Origin of the sequence: Phaeobacter sp. S60, assembly GCF_000826845.1 — a bacterium.
GTDB lineage: Bacteria > Pseudomonadota > Alphaproteobacteria > Rhodobacterales > Rhodobacteraceae > Phaeobacter > Phaeobacter piscinae.
In genome coordinates this window covers 85,059-99,106 of sequence record NZ_JSWJ01000028.1, presented here as the reverse complement: position 1 = coordinate 99,106, position 14,048 = coordinate 85,059, and the positions used below count along the sequence as shown (strand labels likewise).

Sequence of the window (14,048 nt, the reverse complement as noted above, 5' to 3'; positions counted from 1 at the left end):
CGGCAAATCTGCGGGTTTAGTGTTAGGCGGGGTTGGGCGCAGTGTGAAGAAGCACCACCAAAAAAGGTGGGCACGACGAGGCTGGGTGGGAATGCGGGTACACGCAATTCTTCTGATTGGCTGTCTGAGCACGCTCAGCGGCCCGCTGGGTGCAATCCGTGCACCAGCCCAAACGCTGTCGACCTATGGCACCCCGGGGTTGGTCGATATGCCAACTGCTGAGGTTCTGCCGGATGGAACACTGGCGCTGACCACCTCGAACTTTGAGAACACCAGCCGCAATACCCTGATGTTTCAAATGTTGCCGAATGTCTACGGCAGCTTCCGCTACAGTTTTCTGCGGGACTTCGATTCCGGGGTGGGTCTCAGCCGCTATGACCGCAGCTTTGATGTTCACTTTCAGCTGCGCCGGGAAACCGCTGCGGGGCCTGCCATTGCCCTTGGCCTGCGCGATTTCGGGGGCACCGGCGTTTATGCCAGTGAATATCTTGTCGCAACAAAACACGTGACGCCCGATGTCATCGTTACTGGCGGGATCGGATGGGGGCGGCTGGCCGGACGCGGTGGGCAGCGCAATCCGCTGACCGCACTGAACGGGCGGTTTGATACCCGTCAAGATTCAAATGCCGGTGGCATATCGACCACAGGCCAGCTGGATTTCGGCAATTGGTTCCGGGGCGATGCTGCCCTCTTCGGTGGGCTGCGCTGGGATGTGACCCCGCAATGGTCTGTGATGGCGGAATATTCCTCCGACACCTATTCTGCAGAGGCTCAGCGCGGGCTGAGCGATGTTCGCTCCCCCTTCAATATCGGGGCATCCTATCAGTTCGACAATGGCGTGACCCTGGGCGGGTCATATCTGAATGGTTCTGCGTTTGCCGTGCAGCTGAGCTATGCGTTTGACCCGCGCCGCGCCGCGACACCCGGTGGTCAGGGCGCAGCAGCGCCCGCGCTGAAACCAGCCGAACAGGTGGCAGTGGCGAGTTGGAACCTCGCCCAGGGCGGGCCTGATGAACCACAACCTCCCCGCCTGAACGATGTGCTGAAATCCCAGCTGGAGGCGGAGGGCCTTCGGCTGATCAGTTTTGAACGCGAAGGGTCCAGCGCGCGCATCACTGTGGAGAATTTGCGCTACGGCGCGGCGGCGCAAGCGGTTGGGCGCACAACCCGCGTCATGGCCAATACTCTGCCGCCCCATTTGCAGCATTTTGAGGTGACGCTAGCTGAGAACGGACTGCCCACAACCCGCATCAAAAGCCAGCGCAGCGACCTCTACGAGCTGGAGGGGTATCTGGATGAAGCGTGGCGCAGCCTCGCCCGCGCTGAGATCGAAGATGCCCCGGACCGCATCGCTGTGGATGAGGATGTTGCTGCCTTTCCCCGCTTCACCTATCGCTTTGGGCCCTATACGCAACTTTCCTTCTTTGATCCGGATGAGCCGCTGCGCTATGAGATCGGCGCGGAGCTGAAAGCCAGCTACCAGCCTGCGCCCGGCTGGACCTTTGCCGGTAAGCTGCGTCAGCCAGTGGTCGGCAACCTTGATGCCTCGGCCCGCCCGTCGAACTCAGTTTTGCCCCGGATTCGTTCGGACTGGGCACGCTATGCATCAGAATCCGACCTGCGCCTCAGCCATCTGACCGCTGACTATAGCTGGCGGCCCGGTCAGGATCTGTTTGCCCGCGTCACCGCAGGCTACCTTGAGCAGATGTTCGGCGGCATCTCAGCAGAGCTGCTCTGGTTTCCGGTTGGCAGCAGCCTCGCACTTGGAGCGGAGCTGAACTATGCCAGACAGCGCGATTTTGACGCTCAGTTCGAGTTTCAGGACTATGACGTCATGACCGGCCATGCCTCCGTCTACTACAAAACTCGCGGCGACTATCATGTTCAGGTCGATATGGGCCGGTATCTTGCCGGCGACTGGGGCACCACGGTTACCGTTGATCGGGAGTTCAACAACGGCTTCAAAGTCGGCGCATTTGCAACGCTGACAGACGCCTCCTACGAAGAATTTGGCGAGGGCTCCTTTGACAAGGGCATTCGTGTTGAGGTGCCGGTTGCCTGGCTCACCGGAAAACCCTCCCGTCGCAGCATCACACAGGTCATCCGCCCGGTCCTGCGGGACGGCGGTGCCCGCCTGAACGTACAGACACGCCTTTATGACAAGGTCAGAGACAGCCGTGGACGGGCGCTTGCGGCACAATGGGGGCGTTACAGCAGATGATGATCGCGCGACGCCTCCACTTGGTCACCAGTGCCATCGCAGCCCTCGCCTGCCTGAGCACTGCGGCCTGCACGAATGATGAACGCGAGGTCCTGACGGCAGAGCAGCTGACACGAGGGCTTTCTGACCAGACCACCGCGCGCGCCGCCATGCTGGCCAACGCGGGTGCCGAGCAGATGCAGGTCCGCTTTCTCAAGACCGGAAGAAGCGGTGTAATGCTGCAGGAAACCCGCCGCGCCGGGCTGGTTACATGGCTGTCCTCCGACGGTGCGAGCCTGCAAACGGACAAGGGGCTGCTGCGCGCAACCCGTGGTTTCGGCGCGGGCCTGATGGCTGTGGACCTCAAGCAGTCTCGTGGTCGTATTTTTGCACATGCAGAAGGTCCGGCAGAGCGATTTCACAGCTATCTGACCGGCAATGACGAGACTGAGACCCGAACTTACCACTGCGACATCAGGGATCGAGGCAACCGCACGCTGACCGTTGCCGGCCAAGAAATCGCCACCCGCCTGATCGCCGAGAGCTGCATCAACCCGGACCAGAGTTTCCTGAACCTCTATTGGCTACGAGCAACCGACAACAGGCTCATCCAGAGCCGCCAGTGGACCGGACCTTATCTTGGTACAGTAACAACACGGCTGCAGGTGACACCATGATCCGCGCCCTCAACGCGCCTTGCCAGCGCCATCCCACCCCGACCGGAGGAAAGACCTTGCGCCTGATTTCCATGATCTGCTGCGCCGCCCTTGCGCTGGCAGGATGTTCAACCGTCTATCGCAGCTCTGATGTCATTCCCGGTGCAGGGGATGGCACACAGGTGCGTGTGGTGCCGCTGACTGGCGAAACCGTAACGCAAGCCAACCGGGCCGCCTACGCCCCGCAATCCCTTCCGGAGGCCTACGCGCACACCGCCGGTACCGGCGCGGGTGTTTCTGTTCGCGGCGCGGGGCGACTGCCAGAGGCGCCATCCACTCAGGAGGGCCTGCGCAATCAGCGCCTTGCCCTGAAGCGTCCTCCGGCGGTTCCAGAAATGTCCTATCAGATCGGGGTTGGTGATGTTGTCATGCTGGCAACCCCCACGACACGCAACACGCTGGAAGAGCTGACCGGATTGCTGGCAGCGCAGAACAGCCGCAATGGCTATACCGTACAGGATGACGGATCGGTCAATATTCCCGATGTCGGGCGCGTGCGCATTGCGGGCCTGACGATTGAGGATGCGGAGGAATTGCTGTTCCAGAAACTGGTCGAAGCTCAGTTCGACCCGACTTTCAGCCTCGAAATCGCCGAGTTCAACTCGCGCCGCGTCTCTGTTGGCGGAGCCGTTGGAAAACCCGGTGTTCTGCCGATCACCCTGACACCGCTCTACCTCAGCGAGGCGCTGGCCGCTGCGGGAAGCGTGTCCGTAGCGGATATCGACGTCAGCTCTGTCAGGATCTATCGCGACGGTGAACTCTATCAGATCCCGCTTACAGATTTCTACGCCAGCCCCGATCTACAAAACACACGCCTCATCTCCGGCGATGCGGTGTTTGTCGATACAGATTTCAATCTCAACCGCGCGGAGCGCTTCTTTGAACAACAGATACGCCTGAAGCAGACGACGCTCGCTGCCCGCGCACAGGAACTGAGCGAGCTGAACACTGCGATCTCCTTGCGCCGCAGTGACTATGCAGAACAGCGCAGCACCTTTGAGGCGCGCGAAGATCTTGGCGCGAATGACCGTGACTATGTCTATCTGACCGGCGAGGTCGATAAACAGACCCGCTATCCCCTGCCCTATGAACGCCAAGCCTCGTTAGCGGATGCGCTCTACGATGCAGGTGGTGGGATCGCGCGCGAAACCGGTGATGTTTCGCAAGTCTATGTGCTGCGCGCCTCCAGCGACCCGCGTGAATTCGGCGCGGTGACCGCCTGGCATCTGAATGCCAGCAGTGCGGCCAACCTGACACTCGCAACCAAATTCCAGCTACGGCCGGATGATGTGATCTTCGTCGCCGAGAACCCGGTCACCAAATGGGGCCGTACCCTACGCCAAATCACCCCTTCCCTGATCACAACACCCGTCGCGGCGGCGGTGAACTGATGGGACAAACGGCGATAGGCTATATCATGCGCCCAACCGTAAGCTGCGCCCTTGCCCTTCTGCTGATGGCAGGTTCCGGTCTGGCGCAGACGGCAAAGACCACAGATGACCAACTGGACTGCGAGGATGACCGCAACGCGGAAGAGGACGCGTGTCTTTTGTTCATTGAACCGGTTGCAGGTCAATTCGCACCGATGATTGCACCTGCAATTGGTCTTCTGGGTCTGGCGTTGGTCGCGGGCCTTGGCTCCTCAGGGTCGACCAGCACCACAAGCACGGACTAGGAGCAGGGCCTTAGTGGCGGCTCGCATTAAGGCCTGCCCGACGTCTCGCACTGAACCAACCAATCAGCTGCGACCCGCAGGTCTGCCCGAAAATCCTCGGTTGCCTGCGCGCGCAGATGGGGGTCAGGCACCCGAAGCAGATAAGACGGATGCAAGGTGATCAGGACAGGGGTCCCGTCGGTGCGATGCTCAATCGTGCCACGCCGTTGCAGGATATCATTGCCCGACCCAAGCAATGCCTCCACCGCTGTCGCGCCTAGCGCAAGGATCAGCTTTGGTTGGACCAGATCCAGTTCAGCCCGGAGCCAAACCTGACAGTGGTGAATTTCCGATCCATTGGGCCGTTGATGCAGTCTCTTGCGGCCTCTCGGCATAAATTTGAAATGTTTCACCGCATTGGTGACATAGGCTGCCTCCCGCGACAGCCCGATCTCAGCCGCCAACTGATCAAACAGCTGCCCGGCGGGCCCCACAAATGGCCGCCCCACCAGATCCTCCTGATCACCGGGTTGTTCGCCGACAATCATCAGATCCGCATCTGTTGGACCTTCACCGGGCACGGCCTGAGTGGCTGGGCCATACAACGGACAACGAGTGCAGCTGTTGATCGCCGCGGGCAATTCATCTGCCGGTCCCTGCCAATAGGGGTTTGCCTCTGGCAAGCGGGCCTGCACCCGCGCGGCGCGTAACGGTGGCAAGGTTGGTGCGGCTTCCGCCATGGCGCGTGCCCGCGCCGGGGCTGTGGCGATCAACTCCGGAATGGCGGCGGCCTCCGGCATGTTCTTCCAGTATTTCTTTGGCATCTCTGACTGCATGGCCTGAACCTTCAGCCGCGCCGGATTGAAGATATTGCGGAAATAGGTGATCCAGAGCTGTTCGCTGGCATCCTGCGGCAGTTCGGGCCGGGGATGGCCGGGCTCAAACCGCAACTCGCCCCCCTCAAATATCGCTGCAACATCCGGCGTCAGTATGCGCCAGTCCATATCGGCAAAGCGCCGGGCAAAGAACGTTGCCGTTGGTTCCACCGTGTGATGTGTTGGCTCGAACCACGCCGCGAAGGACCGGCGCGGCGCATCCACGTCACCCAGTTCACGAAACCGGACGAAGGCTTTCATCTTGTGTTGGCAGCGCGACACAGCTTTTTCCATCTGCCGTAGCCGGGCCAAATCTACATCACCCCGATCACTCATCAGACCACGCGCCCCCCGCAGGCGCCAGAGAAACCCATAGAGCCGGGAAAACCGGCTCGGATCGCTGTGCCAGACCACCTTATCCGCCAAGGTGACAAAGCCGCGCGGCACATGGATATCTCCATTGGGCGGCGGGCGGGTCTGTGATGCGAACAGATCCGGCGCTGTGCTATCGTTGTTCCAGAGAATTGCCTCAGGTGGAACACCCTGTGCCAGAAACCCCCGCGCAGCGCGGCGCCAGGCCTCCCCGGTCCCGATTACAGGCATTTCAGCATGGTACATCAGAACAGGGCCAGCTGTTCTGGTGGCGGTGCAAACCGCGCCCGCAAATCGACACTGTCTGTCAGCCGACCCGGTGTCCAACCGCCCGCCACGACAAAAGCCCGTGCCTTCTTCATTGAGGCCCCGATGCGCAGAAGATCCTCATATCGCAGCGACCGGTGCCGCCGGGTACTCAGGATGCGGTTCACCGTCTTCACGCCAAACCCCGGCACCCGCAACAGCATCTCCCGGCTGGCACGGTTCACATCCAACGGGAACATTTCACGATGGGCCAGCGCCCAGGCCAGTTTGGGATCTATATGCAGATCCAGATTGCCATCCGGCGTCACCGAGGTGATCTCATCAAGCTGGAAATCATAAAACCGCAGCAACCAATCTGCCTGATACAAGCGATGCTCGCGCTGCAATGGCGGGGATATCAGCGGCAACTTGGCCGAGCTGTCGGGGATGGGAGAGAATGCAGAATAATAAACCCGCTTCAGCTTGTAGCTGGAGTAAAGCCGGGTCGACTGGCCCAGCACCATCGCGTCGTTTGACCCATCCGCCCCGATAATCATCTGTGTGGACTGCCCTGCCGGGGCGAACCGTGGCGGGCGACGGCCTGTGTGGCTGCGATCCTTGGCAGCCTCCTTGCGCAGGCGCACATCGCCCATCGCCTTGCGGATTTGGCTGGGATCTTTCTCCGGCGCATGTTCGCGCACTGCTGCATCATTCGGCATCTCGACGTTGATCGACAGGCGATCCGCCAACAGACCAGCCTCAGCGATCAGCTCCGGTGCTGCATCTGGAATGGTCTTGAGGTGGATGTAACCGCGAAAATTCTCTTCCTGCCGCAGTTTACGCGCAATCTGTACCATATCCGACATCGTCGCGTCCGGCGACCGGATGATCCCAGAGGAGAGGAACAGACCTTCGATATAATTGCGTCGGTAGAATTCGATGGTCAGCTTCACCACTTCATCCACCGAAAACCGCGCGCGCGGCACGTTCGAGGACACCCGATTCACGCAATATGTGCAGTCATAGATGCAAAAGTTGGTCATCAGGATCTTCAACAGACTGATGCAGCGCCCATCTGGCGCGTAGGCGTGGCAGATTCCCGTCCCCTCGTTTGAGCCCAGCCCCTTCCCATCGCGTGAGTCGCGTTTGGTCGAGCCAGAAGACGCGCAAGAGGCATCATATTTGGCAGCATCACTTAGGATGGCGAGTTTTTGATCCAGTGTCTGTCGAGTCATATGTTCTATATATGTTCTCATTGAGGGGAAGGCAATCCAAGTTGCGATGAACAGGCCGACCCATCCCACAACTTCGGATGCGACCTCACGTCCCCGCGATTACCGGGAACCCAATCGCCGACGCTACGTTGTGCCTGCAAGAGACAGGCAGAGGCATCCCTCTCTTGCCGATAGAACGAAAGGCAGACCATGTCCGATACAATCACAACCGTGAACCCCACCACTGGCGAGACGCTCGACACCTATAACGTGCTCAGCAATGCGGCGCTGGAGGACGCTGTGCAAAGCAGTCACAAAGCATTTCTGGAATGGCGACTGACCCCTGTGGAAGATCGCGCAAAAGTCATCAAATCTATTGGCGCGGCCCTGCGCGACCGCAAGGATGAGCTTGCAGAACTGATGACAAAGGAGATGGGCAAACTGCTCAAGCAAAGCCATCAGGAGATCGATCTATGCGCCGCGATCTGTGACTACAGCGCGGCCGAAGCCCCGGCTGCGTTCGCCCCGGAAGAACGCGATATCGAGGGTGGCGAGAAAGGGCACATTTTCTACTCACCCATCGGCGTTGTGTATGGCATCCAGCCATGGAATTTTCCCGCTTATCAAGTTGTCCGCTTTTCGGTTGCCAGCTTGATTGCTGGCAACGGCGTGCTGCTGAAACATGCCTCCAACGTGACCGGCTCGGGTCAGATGCTGCAGGAAATCTACGAGGCCGCGGGCCTGCCGAAGGGTTTGTTTCAGGCGCTGGTGATTTCCCATGATCAATCGGATAGTTTGATCAGCCACGATCTGGTGCGCGGTGTCACCCTGACCGGCAGCGATGGCGCGGGCCGCAAGGTCGGTGCCAAGGCCGCTGAGGCAGTGAAGAAAACCGTATTGGAGCTGGGGTCGAACGATGCCTACATCGTGCTAGAGGACGCCGATATCGAGGCTGCCGTTCAGACCTGCGTCAATGGCCGGACCTACAACAATGGCGAAACCTGCATTGCCGCCAAGCGTTTCATCGTGGTGGACGCCATCTATGATCAGTTCCGCGACGCCTATGTCGAGGCGATGAAGCGGGTCACCCCTGGTGACCCGATGGGGGAAGATGCCGACATCGGGCCGATGGCGCGAAAGGATCTGCGCGACGATCTTCATCAACAGGTGAAAGACAGTCTCGAAGGTGGTGCCAAACTGCTTTGCGGTGGTGAGATGCCAGATGGCGATGGTTTCTTCTACCCGGCCACCGTTCTTGAGAATGTGACCCCCGGCCAACCCGCCTATGATGATGAACTGTTCGGCCCAGTCGCCGCATTGATCCGCGCGCAGGACGAAGATGACGCCATGCGCATCGCCAACGACAGCCGCTTTGGCCTTGGTGGCGGCATCATGACCAAGGACACCGAGAAGGCTCTTGCCCTCGCCCGTGATCACTTCGACACGGGGATGGTGTTCATCAACGGGTTCGGCCTTGCGATCCCCAACATGCCTTTCGGTGGTGTCAAGGATTCCGGTTATGGTCGGGAACATGGCGGCTTTGGCATGAAAGAATTTGTGAACGTCAAATCAGTCATGGTTATGAGCTGATATCGTGAGGGCCGCCTGACCTCGGGCGGCCCTCAACCCCATGGTCCATCGTTGTTGAGACAGGGATCAACACAATGAAACTGGTCTACTACACGGATGATCAGCCCGGTGTTACCCGCCGCCGTCGAGGCCGCGGGTTTTCCTACTACATGCCCGATGGCAGTCATATCGGCGATGCGGCGGAACGGGCGCGACTGAATGGTTTGGGCGTCCCGCCTGCCTACACAGATGTCTGGTTGTGCCCACTATCCAATGGCCATCTTCAAGCCACCGGGCGCGACGCCCGCGATCGGAAGCAATATCGCTATCACCCTGAATGGCAGGCGCACCGGGCCGAACAGAAATTTGCCCAGCTCGGCATCTTTGGGGAGCGCCTACCCGTGTTGCGCCGCTGGATCAGCGACAGGTTGACCGGCCCTGTTGGAGACGAAGACACCGCGATCGCCGCCGTACTCGCCCTGTTGGATCGCGGCTCGCTCAGAATTGGAAATCCCAGCTACACCGAGGAGAACGGCAGCTACGGCGCCACCACATTGCGCCCGCGTCACGTCGCCTTTTCGGGGCAGGTGATACAGCTGAGATATACGGCGAAGGGCGGCCAGACCGTGGAGAAATCCCTACGAGGCCCTGCGTTGCAACGCATTCTAGAACGCTCACAGGATCTGGCCGGTCCCGAACTGATCTCTTGGGTCGACGCCGACGGCAATGCCCGCGCCGTGCGGTCAGAGCAGGTGCAGGAAGTTTTGGCTGAGCTCTGCGGCGATGGGGTCTCCGCCAAGACCCTGCGCACCTGGAACGGCAGCCACGCCGCATTTACCGTCGCTCTCGATGCCCCAACCCTGACCATCACCGCGATGGCCGAAGCCGCTGCAGAGCGGCTACACAACACCCCAACCATCGCCCGCAACAGCTATATCCATCCGCAGATCATCGCATTGGCCGAGCTACCAGACCCTCAACGTGCAGCACGGCTGAGCGCTTTGCCACAGCGCCAAATCAGCGGGCTACGCTTGGGGGAGGATAGACTAATTGATTTCCTCAATGCCGGTTGAACGGCGCTTTCAGCGCGCCACCAATCCCGTCCTGCGACCGGTGAAATAAGCGCCCGGAACAGCCGCCAGATTGGCGATTACCGCAGCGCCAAGAATGCCTGCATAACCAAACATCCAGACACCCAGCCACGCCAGCGGCACATAGACCGCAAAGATCCGCATCAGGCTCAAACCCATCGACCAAACAGCTTTGGAACGCGCATTCATCGCGGCGTTGGCGGTCACCAAAACGCCATACCCGAGAAAGCTCCAGCTGACGATGCGCAGGTATTGCGCGGTCGTTGCAGCCGCCCCCTGATCTGACGAAAGGAGCCCCGCAATGTTAGATGCAAACAGCGTCAGCGCCAAAGCCACGGCCAGCCCGTATCCGACGCAGAATTGCCAGGATCGCCACACTGCCAGACGCGCACGCGCCTGCTGATCCGCGCCCCAGTTCTGCCCGACAACAGGCCCGATACCCGCCGACAGCGCCAGCAATGGAACAAGAGCCACCGATTGCACCCTCTGTGCAGCCCCGAGCCCGGCAACGACAGTATCACCCAGCGTCGCCGCCGCGGCTGTGACCATCGCCATTCCGGCCGGGTTGATCGCATTTGAAAATGCGGCCGGGAGGCCAACACGGATAACCTCGCGCACAGAACCGCCGATGCCATCGGTGAACACCTCTGGCGGGCGAATGACCCCGATCCGAAGCGCGTAGCTAAAAGCCCCAATCAGCGTCAGAACCCGCGCTATAGCAGTGGCAAGTGCAGCCCCGGCAGTCGACATCTCCGGCACCGGGCCGAGCCCGTAGATCAGGACCGGGTCCAGCGCGATATTAAGAACGGCTGCCACCAACATGATCATCGCCGAGGTTGCGCCATCCCCATGCGCCCGGAACACCGCATTCAAAAGCGCCATGCCGACTAAAAACGGGAACGACAGCGCCCAGAATGGCGCATAAGACCGCGCCTCTGCCAGCACATCATCCTTCGCGCCCATCACCGAGAACAGAGCGCCCGCGCCCAGGTAAAACGCCAGCGCCACCAATGTCGCAACCACGGTGCCCAAGACGATGGCGTGGATCGACAGCCTGTTGGTTTCAGCCTCGCTATCGCCGCGTCCCAGACTTTGAGAAATTGCCGCATTTGCACCAGCGGACAGGCCGATCGACAGCGATGTCACCGCTGTTGTCACGGGATAGATGAACCCTACAGCCGCAAGCGGTGCCTCTCCCAATTGACCTAGGAAATAGGCATCAGCCAGACCAACGCTCAACACGCCCAGAATGCCCAGCGACATTGGTGCAGACACTGCTGCAAGCGCACACCAGACCCCCCCTTGCGTCAAATTCTTCTGCGCCACGGGTCGTCTCCTCAGCTGATATTTTGGGATGGCTGCGTCACAAAGGGCAAAACGCGTGACTCCGCAGATAGTTCCAGCCCCATCCATTTAACACTGAATTTGTCAGTCGATAGCACCACAGCCCTTGTCCAAACACCTGATTGGGTTAGCTTCTTCCCGATACCCGTTGGTTTGACACGAAGGAGCCAATCCCGTGAGCGCAAAACGCCTGCCGGAGGAGTTACTGCACCCCCAGCCGGATGGCCTCTATTGCCCGGCGGGGGATTTCTACATCGATCCAATACGCCCGGTGCCCCGCGCGATGATCACCCATGGGCATGCCGATCATGCCCGCGCCGGTCACGGCACGGTCTGGGCCAGCCCCCAGACTCTGGATATCATGGCCATACGCTATGGTGAGGACTTCTGCGCCACCCGTATCGCCGTTGAAGAAAGGGCGGTAGTGGATGGCATCGACGCGCGGTTCACGCCCGCCGGCCATGTGTTGGGCTCTTGTCAGATTACCGTCGACGACGGCAATACCGCCATCACCGTTTCAGGTGACTACGCCCGCGTGGACAACCCCGCCTGCGCATCTTTTCAACTGGCCCCTTGCGACGTTTTCGTGACCGAGGCCACCTTCGGTCTGCCGGTGTTCAACCACCCCAGTCCGCAGTCCGAAATCGAAAAACTGCTGCGCTCTGTCGCGTCCCAACCTGAGCGCTGCCACCTTGTCGGGGCCTACGCATTGGGCAAGGCGCAACGCGTCATCGCGCTGTTGCGGCAGGCGGGTTGGGATCAGCCGATTTATATCCACGGTGCCATGCAGCGCTTATGTGACTACCACATCGCGCAGGGGATCGATTTGGGAGAACTGCGTCCGGCCACCACCAAGGAAGGCAAAGCGGCTTTTAAAGGCCAGATTATTCTTGGCCCGCCTTCCGCCTTTGCCGCGACCTGGGCACAGCGCTTTCCCGATCCGATCGTCTGTTTTGCCAGCGGCTGGATGCAGGTGCGTGCCCGCGCCCGGCAGCGGGGCGTCGAACTGCCCCTGATCCTCAGCGACCATGTGGACTGGCCGGATCTGACCCGCACCATCAAGGATCTCAACCCGAAGCAAGTCTGGGTAACTCACGGCCGTGAGGACGCGCTGGTCCGCTGGTGCGAGTTGAACCAGATCACCGCCCGCCCCCTGAGGCTCGTCGGCTATGAGGAGGAGGCAGAGTGATGCAGGCCTTCGCCGAGCTTTTGGAGCAACTCGCCTTCACACCGTCGCGTAATGGCAAGATTGCGCATCTTAGGACCGCGTTTGACGCCATCCCGGACCCGGACCGGGGCTATGCGCTTGCGGCCATCACCGGTGACCTTGCTCTGCGCAACGTAACACCCTCCCTGCTGCGCGGTCTGGTGGCAGAGGAAACGGACGCAGAGCTGTTCCGCCTGTCCTATGATTTTGTCGGTGATCTGGCGGAAACCGTGGCCCTGATCTGGCCGCACTCCGACACGGTGATTGACCTGTCGCTGGCCGATGCGGTGCATGAACTGACCAGCACCGCCAAAGCACAACTCCCCGCACTCATCGCTCGGCGGTTGTCACAGATGACCCCGACGCAGCGCTATGCTTATCTGAAGTTGGCGACAGGTGGTCTGCGCGTTGGTGTCTCTGCCCGGTTGGCGCGCAGCGCGCTGGCCCAGTTTGGCAATGTTGATGTCACCGAGATAGAAGAGCTCTGGCACGGGCTGACCCCGCCATATCTACCTCTGTTTGCGTGGTTGGAGGGGGGCGAAAAACCCGTGAACCTTGCCGCGGCCCCCTTCCGCCCGGTCATGCTGTCCACCGGCACCGATCTGGAAGACCTCACCAGCCTCTCACCGGCAGACTTCGTCGCGGAATGGAAATGGGACGGCATCCGTGTTCAAGCCGTGAACGACGACGGGACAAGACGACTGTATTCGCGCACCGGTGAAGATATCTCCGGATCCTTTCCCGATGTGATCGAAGCGTTGAATTTTGACGGGGTGCTGGATGGTGAGCTGCTGGTAAAGCGTGAGGACATCGTTGCCCCCTTTGGCGATCTACAGAAGCGGCTGGGTCGCAAGAAGGTTGGAAAAGCCATGTTGGCAAGCCATCCCGCTGCGCTACGGGTCTACGATGTACTGTTCTGGAATGGCGAGGATCTGAGATCCCGCACATTGGTTGATCGCCAGACCCATTTGCAAGCCTGCGTCACAGATCTGAATGATCCGCGTATTGATCGTTCTCTGCCGCTTGACTTTGAGACTTGGGAAGATCTGGCGAAACTGCGCGCGGATCCACCAAACAGCGTGATAGAAGGCGTTATGATCAAGCGCCGCGACAGCGCCTATATAGCGGGGCGCAAGCGCGGCAACTGGTTCAAATGGAAACGTGATCCAATGCTGGTGGATGCGGTCATGCTTTATGCACAGCGCGGGCATGGCAAGCGTTCAGGCTATTACTCCGATTTCACCTTTGGCGTCTGGGACGGAGACCTACTGGTACCAGTAGGCAAGGCATATTTCGGATTCACCGACGCCGAATTGAAGGAACTGGACCGATTTGTCCGCAATAATACAGTTGATCGCTTTGGCCCTGTCCGGGCGGTAAAGCCTGAACTGGTGCTGGAAATTGCCTTTGAGGGATTGAATGAATCGAGCCGTCACAAAAGCGGGCTCGCCATGAGGTTTCCCCGGATCAATCGCATCCGAACCGATAAACCACCGTTAGAAGCAGGCTCGATCGAGGAATTGAGAGGCTTCCTTTAAGGTTGTGTAAGTAAACAGGAAT

Annotated in this window: 11 protein-coding genes; 8 read left to right on the top strand and 3 right to left on the bottom strand. The window is 60.0% G+C overall.

Annotation, left to right across the window (positions count from 1 at the left end; translation table 11 throughout):
* Window positions 1–91: 91 nt before the first annotated feature.
* Genes OO25_RS20110 through OO25_RS20095 form a run of 4 tightly spaced genes read left to right on the top strand, consistent with a single transcriptional unit; the run spans window position 92 to window position 4,591 of the window.
* Complete coding sequence (locus OO25_RS20110; RefSeq protein WP_082035377.1) at window positions 92–2,221, top strand: YjbH domain-containing protein; 2,130 nt, start codon at window positions 92–94, stop codon at window positions 2,219–2,221.
* Window positions 2,218–2,877 (top strand): YjbF family lipoprotein, encoded by a 660-nt coding sequence (locus OO25_RS20105; protein WP_040182421.1) that lies wholly within the window; start codon window positions 2,218–2,220, stop codon window positions 2,875–2,877. Before OO25_RS20110 ends, OO25_RS20105 begins: the two co-directional genes overlap by 4 nt.
* Window positions 2,878–2,933: 56 nt before the next feature.
* Window positions 2,934–4,307 (top strand): polysaccharide biosynthesis/export family protein, encoded by a 1,374-nt coding sequence (locus tag OO25_RS20100; protein ID WP_175304853.1) that lies wholly within the window; start codon window positions 2,934–2,936, stop codon window positions 4,305–4,307.
* Between the two features lie 26 nt (window positions 4,308–4,333).
* Entirely contained in the window at window positions 4,334–4,591 is a 258-nt protein-coding gene (locus OO25_RS20095; protein ID WP_040169896.1) for a hypothetical protein, read from the top strand.
* 26 nt (window positions 4,592–4,617) lie between these two features.
* Here OO25_RS20095 and OO25_RS20090 read toward each other — a convergent pair whose 3' ends face one another.
* Window positions 4,618–6,063: a UdgX family uracil-DNA binding protein gene (locus tag OO25_RS20090; protein WP_040182419.1), complete on the bottom strand. Its 1,446-nt coding sequence runs from the start codon at window positions 6,061–6,063 to the stop codon at window positions 4,618–4,620.
* Entirely contained in the window at window positions 6,063–7,298 is a 1,236-nt protein-coding gene (locus OO25_RS20085) for a putative DNA modification/repair radical SAM protein (RefSeq protein ID WP_040182417.1), read from the bottom strand. Before OO25_RS20085 ends, OO25_RS20090 begins: the two co-directional genes overlap by 1 nt.
* 189 nt (window positions 7,299–7,487) lie before the next feature.
* Between OO25_RS20085 and OO25_RS20080 the strand changes: the two genes are divergently transcribed.
* Entirely contained in the window at window positions 7,488–8,867 is a 1,380-nt protein-coding gene (locus OO25_RS20080; RefSeq protein ID WP_040182415.1) for an NAD-dependent succinate-semialdehyde dehydrogenase, read from the top strand.
* Window positions 8,868–8,941: 74 nt separating this feature from the next.
* Window positions 8,942–9,919, top strand: a complete 978-nt coding sequence (locus OO25_RS20075; RefSeq protein WP_040182413.1) for a DNA topoisomerase IB — start codon at window positions 8,942–8,944, stop codon at window positions 9,917–9,919.
* A 9-nt stretch (window positions 9,920–9,928) separates the two neighbouring features.
* On the opposite strand, the gene OO25_RS20070 is transcribed toward OO25_RS20075, so the two are convergent.
* Window positions 9,929–11,263: an MATE family efflux transporter gene (locus OO25_RS20070; RefSeq protein ID WP_040182412.1), complete on the bottom strand. Its 1,335-nt coding sequence runs from the start codon at window positions 11,261–11,263 to the stop codon at window positions 9,929–9,931.
* A gap of 193 nt (window positions 11,264–11,456) precedes the next feature.
* Between OO25_RS20070 and OO25_RS20065 the strand changes: the two genes are divergently transcribed.
* The gene (locus OO25_RS20065) at window positions 11,457–12,470 is read left to right on the top strand and encodes a ligase-associated DNA damage response exonuclease (RefSeq protein WP_040182409.1); all 1,014 of its coding nucleotides are present in this window, start codon (window positions 11,457–11,459) and stop codon (window positions 12,468–12,470) included.
* Entirely contained in the window at window positions 12,470–14,026 is a 1,557-nt protein-coding gene (locus OO25_RS20060) for a cisplatin damage response ATP-dependent DNA ligase (RefSeq protein ID WP_040182407.1), read from the top strand. The genes OO25_RS20065 and OO25_RS20060 overlap by 1 nt, the downstream gene beginning before the upstream one ends.
* Window positions 14,027–14,048 lie beyond the last annotated feature (22 nt).

Excerpts from the sequence above, each read along its gene's own strand:
- OO25_RS20075 (WP_040182413.1), top strand. The coding sequence starts at position 8,942 with ATGAAACTGGTCTACTACACGGATGATCAGCCCGGTGTTACCCGCCGC.
- OO25_RS20095 (WP_040169896.1), top strand. The coding sequence starts at position 4,334 with ATGCGCCCAACCGTAAGCTGCGCCCTTGCCCTTCTGCTGATGGCAGGT.
- OO25_RS20090 (WP_040182419.1), bottom strand. The coding sequence starts at position 6,063 with ATGTACCATGCTGAAATGCCTGTAATCGGGACCGGGGAGGCCTGGCGC.
- OO25_RS20080 (WP_040182415.1), top strand. The coding sequence starts at position 7,488 with ATGTCCGATACAATCACAACCGTGAACCCCACCACTGGCGAGACGCTC.
- OO25_RS20105 (WP_040182421.1), top strand. The coding sequence starts at position 2,218 with ATGATGATCGCGCGACGCCTCCACTTGGTCACCAGTGCCATCGCAGCC.
- OO25_RS20060 (WP_040182407.1), top strand. The coding sequence starts at position 12,470 with ATGCAGGCCTTCGCCGAGCTTTTGGAGCAACTCGCCTTCACACCGTCG.
- OO25_RS20085 (WP_040182417.1), bottom strand. The coding sequence starts at position 7,298 with ATGACTCGACAGACACTGGATCAAAAACTCGCCATCCTAAGTGATGCT.
- OO25_RS20110 (WP_082035377.1), top strand. The coding sequence starts at position 92 with ATGCGGGTACACGCAATTCTTCTGATTGGCTGTCTGAGCACGCTCAGC.